Source organism: Lactobacillus leichmannii (genome assembly GCF_024701915.1).
GTDB lineage: Bacteria > Bacillota > Bacilli > Lactobacillales > Lactobacillaceae > Lactobacillus > Lactobacillus delbrueckii.
In genome coordinates this window covers 1-4071 of sequence record NZ_QOCY01000048.1, presented here as the reverse complement: position 1 = coordinate 4071, position 4071 = coordinate 1, and the positions used below count along the sequence as shown (strand labels likewise).

The following is a 4071-nucleotide window of genomic DNA, read 5'->3' as shown; positions in this document are numbered from 1 at the left end:
AGTTGGTGGGAAACTGCCTGCGAGGATAGGAAGCTGCCGCGCGAATCAAGAGTCAGACGGAAGTCTGGCTCTTTTCTTTTGCTTGGATACTTAAGAAATGTCTTGACATTAGCAAATAAATATTATAAAGTTAAACTAACAATTAAATCACGTGTTATATCAAGAGCTAGTGAGTGGTTACACACTTTGACCTAGCAGCAACCTGCCGACCGGTAAGGTGCTCCACTGTAAATGGATATACGTCACTTAACCGTGTTCGTATATCGAACACGGTTTTTTTGTGACAAAGTACCAGTGACGTTAAACAGGAGAAAAAGATGGAAAGTATACTATATGATCAACTACAATCAATGGCTTTAAAACAATACATTAAACAATTAGCACCTGAAAAACTGCAACAGCTTATTAAAAACCCCGACATTTCTGAAGCGGATTTAAAATTAATACAGAAAAATACAGGAAATGAAACTATTAAACAATTAGCAACTGAAAAGCTGCAACATCTTAATAGTCAGGCCATCCAAGAGAGTTTGAATTCGTATCGCAGATTACATGATGCGAGAGGTTGGGCAGCTTCCATAGCGAGAGGACAAAGTCTTAATGATCTGAAATACAGATATAAGAATGCTACCCCTGATGAAAAAGTTAAAATTCGGGATATTTTACATAATGCTAATTAATCTGATGGGACACTCAAAATGGTCCTGTCTTTTGCTTGGATACTTAAGAAATGCCTTGACATTAGCAAATAAATATTATAAAGTTAAACTGACAATTAAATCACGTGTTATATCAAGAGCTAGTGAGTGGTTACACACTTTGACCTAGCAGCAACCTGCCGACCGGTAAGGTGCTCCACTGTAAACGGATATACGTCACTTAACCGTGTTCGTATATCGAGCACGGTTTTTTTTGCGACAAAGTCCCAGTTACGTTAAACAGGAGAAACAGATGTCAAGTATACTAGATGATCAACTACGATTAATGGCTTTAAAGCAATACGGGTTAATTAAAGCAATTAAAACACCCGACATTTCTTATGCGGATTTAATATTAATACTGAAAAATACAGAAAATGAAACTATTAAACAATTAGCAGCTGAAAAACTACTTAAAAAACCCGACCTTTATAAAGCGGATTTAAAATTAATACTGAAAAAAACAGAAAATGAAACTATTAAACAATTAGCAACTGAAAAGCTACAATATCTTAATTCGCATCCCAGATTAGGTTGGGCAGGTTCCATAGCGAGAGCAAATAGGTTGGGCAGCTTCCATAGCGAGAGGACAAAGTCTTAATGACCTGAAATACAGATATAAGAATGCTACCCCTGATGAAAAAGTTAAAATTCGGGATATTTTACATAATGCTAATTAATCTGATGGGACACTCAAAATGGTCCTGGATGAATGCCTACCGGAACCGCTACGGGCTGATCCGCGACGACATTCACACCCAGAAGAAGACCTTGAAGAAGTCAGCCTACTGGTACCGGAAGCTGAGCGACAGCAATGAGCTGGACGCGGATTGATTTTTGTTGTTTTTTGCAAGAACTTTCGCTGTTTTTTCCCAATCCGACCGCAAAATAGCTTATGATGTTAATGGAGTAAATAAGCAAGCGGAAACACAATCGAAGGTGCAAAGGAGACTAAATGCAAATGGCAGAACCATTATTTTTGGAACCAGTTTTTCATGAAAAAATCTGGGGCGGCACTGGCTTAAAAGACGAATTTGGCTACCAGATTCCCAGCGACCACACCGGTGAAGCTTGGGCAATTTCCGCCCACCCGCATGGCCCGGCAACTATCAAGAACGGCCCTTACAAGGGGATGAAGCTGAACGAGCTCTGGGACCAGCACCGGGAACTTTTCGGCAATGCCAAGGGGGACGTCTTCCCGCTTTTGACCAAGATTTTGGATGCCAACCAGGACCTGTCCGTCCAAGTGCACCCGGACAATGAATACGCCAGAATTCACGAAGGGGAGCTGGGCAAGACTGAATCCTGGTACGTGATTAAGGCCAAGCCAGGCGCCAAGCTCTACTACGGCCACAATGCCCAGACCCGGGAAGATTCGCTGAAATGGTGAAAAACGGGGAATGGAAGAAGCTTTTGCGGACCGTCCCGGTGCATGAAGGGGACTTCTTCTACGTGCCACATGGCATGGTGCACGCTGTCGGCAGCGGCATCATGGTTTTGGAAACCCAGCAGTCCAGCGACACCACCTACCGGATGTACGACTTTGACCGGGTAGACAAGAAGACCGGCAAGCTGCGCCAGCTCCACTTGCAGCAGTCAATCGACACGGTACAAGTGCCGTTTGAAATGCCAAAGCTCAACCATGAAGAATGGGATGTTGGCGACGTTCACGTGACCCAGTTCGTGATGGCGGAATACTTCGGCGTCTTCAAGCTGGACGTTCGCGGCAAGGGTGACTTTGAGATCAAGGATGGCAAGTACCGCTTGCTGTCAGTCTTGGATGGATCTTGCGACTTGACGGTCGACGGGCAGACTTATCCGCTGAAAAAAGGTGATCATCTGATTTTGCCATCAACGATTTCCTGTTATACTTTAGATGGTCAAGCTACGATCATCGCTTCCAAACCGGGCGATGAAGCTTAAAAGACAAAATTGAGAGTTAACAGAAGCATAGGTGAGAACATGACAGATACTTTTGTAGGCAGTATTGAAGCCGGCGGCACCAAGTTTATCTTGGGCGTGCAAAACGTTGAGACTGGGGAAACCACTGCAACCAAGCGGGTGCCAACCACGACTCCGGCGGAAACCCTGGCAGCCTGCCGGGACTTCTTCAAGGAGAACCCAGTCAAGGCCATCGGGATCGGCTCTTTTGGCCCGATCGACATCGACCCGAAGTCAGCAACTTTTGGCTACATTTCCAAGACCCCAAAGGCTGGCTGGTCAAATACTGAACTGAAGGGCTACTTTGAAAAGGAACTGGGCGTGCCAGCCGTTTTGACGACTGACGTCAACGCTTCTTGCTACGGGGAATACATTGCCCGCGGCCGGGATGATGAAAAGACCTACCTTTACATTACCATCGGGACTGGCGTTGGGGCCGGTGCCATCCAGCAAGGCCACTTCATCGGCTACACCAACCACTCAGAAATGGGCCACATGCGCATTCCTAAGCGGGCGGACGACAAGTATGAAGGCGGTTGTCCTTTCCACCACGACGCCTGTGGGGAAGGTTTGACGGCTGGTCCGACGATCAAGGGCAGAACCGGGATTCCTGGGGAAGACCTGGACCGCAGCCACCCAGTCTTTGACTTGATTTCCTACTACGTGGCTGAGATGCTCTACAACATCTACTTGACCATCCGGCCAGATGTCATGGTTGTCGGCGGGTCAGTCTTGAACGAAGGCGACATGCCAACGGTCAGAAAGTACTTCGCGGAAATGAACAACGACTACGTTGCCCTGCCGCACCTGGACGAACTGATCGTGCGGCCGATCGTTGCCAACAACGGTTCAGCTACCTTGGGCTGCTTTGAAATGGCCAAGGACCTGCTTAAGTAAAAAGCGGAAAAACAAGATAATAGCACTAAAAAACCAGCTCAAGCGACAGCTTGGGCTGGTTTTGTTATGGATTTTATTACGTTGGGGGTGAGAAAACTTGGCATTTCAATGCCGAGTTGAATCGCCACCTTTTTACCTTAGTATGTGAACGTTAGTTTGACATGTGATATAATATAAATAGCTAGAGAGCTGTAAATACTGAAAGAAGGTGCAACTCATATGACTAAATACGAATTCAGAAATGATGAGCCAGATATCATCCATGGGCGAGGCTACGTATACAACCTCAATTACCACATCGTCTGGTGTACCAAGTATCACAACCAAGCCTTGGCTAATCCGATTATTGTCGATTCACTCAAGGACAAGATCCTTCAGATCTGCCGTGAGAATGAGTATACGGTCAAGGCTCTAGAAATAATGCCAACTCACGTGCATATTCTGCTGTCTGCCAAACCCAAAGAGAGCGTGACAAATATCGTCAAGAAGCTCAAAGGCATTACGGCCAAGTGGCTTTTTGAAAAGTACCCAGAAA

The 4071-nt window shown here is 45.6% G+C and carries 4 protein-coding genes and 2 pseudogenes; all 6 read left to right on the top strand.

Annotated features, from left to right (window positions below):
* Positions 1–317 precede the first annotated feature (317 nt).
* Positions 318–680 (top strand): hypothetical protein, encoded by a 363-nt coding sequence (locus tag DS743_RS07155; protein WP_035184167.1) that lies wholly within the window; start codon positions 318–320, stop codon positions 678–680.
* Between the two features lie 271 nt (positions 681–951).
* On the top strand, positions 952–1299 hold the full coding sequence (locus tag DS743_RS07150; RefSeq protein WP_035184165.1) for a hypothetical protein: 348 nt from the start codon (positions 952–954) through the stop codon (positions 1297–1299).
* 98 nt (positions 1300–1397) lie between these two features.
* Positions 1398–1532: pseudogene (locus DS743_RS07145) on the top strand (family 1 glycosylhydrolase); the annotation flags it as partial.
* 127 nt (positions 1533–1659) lie between these two features.
* Positions 1660–2621, top strand: a pseudogene (locus tag DS743_RS07140) (type I phosphomannose isomerase catalytic subunit).
* A gap of 39 nt (positions 2622–2660) precedes the next feature.
* Positions 2661–3536, top strand: coding sequence for an ROK family protein (locus tag DS743_RS07135; protein ID WP_035184162.1), 876 nt, complete (start codon positions 2661–2663; stop codon positions 3534–3536).
* Positions 3537–3755: 219 nt separating this feature from the next.
* A partial coding sequence (tnpA, locus tag DS743_RS07130; RefSeq protein WP_258945822.1) for an IS200/IS605 family transposase occupies positions 3756–4071 on the top strand: 316 nt, incomplete at its 3' end.

Bases quoted from the DNA above. Each gene is read 5' to 3' on its own strand.
- DS743_RS07155 (WP_035184167.1), top strand. From the start codon at position 318: ATGGAAAGTATACTATATGATCAACTACAATCAATGGCTTTAAAACAA.
- DS743_RS07135 (WP_035184162.1), top strand. From the start codon at position 2,661: ATGACAGATACTTTTGTAGGCAGTATTGAAGCCGGCGGCACCAAGTTT.
- DS743_RS07150 (WP_035184165.1), top strand. From the start codon at position 952: ATGTCAAGTATACTAGATGATCAACTACGATTAATGGCTTTAAAGCAA.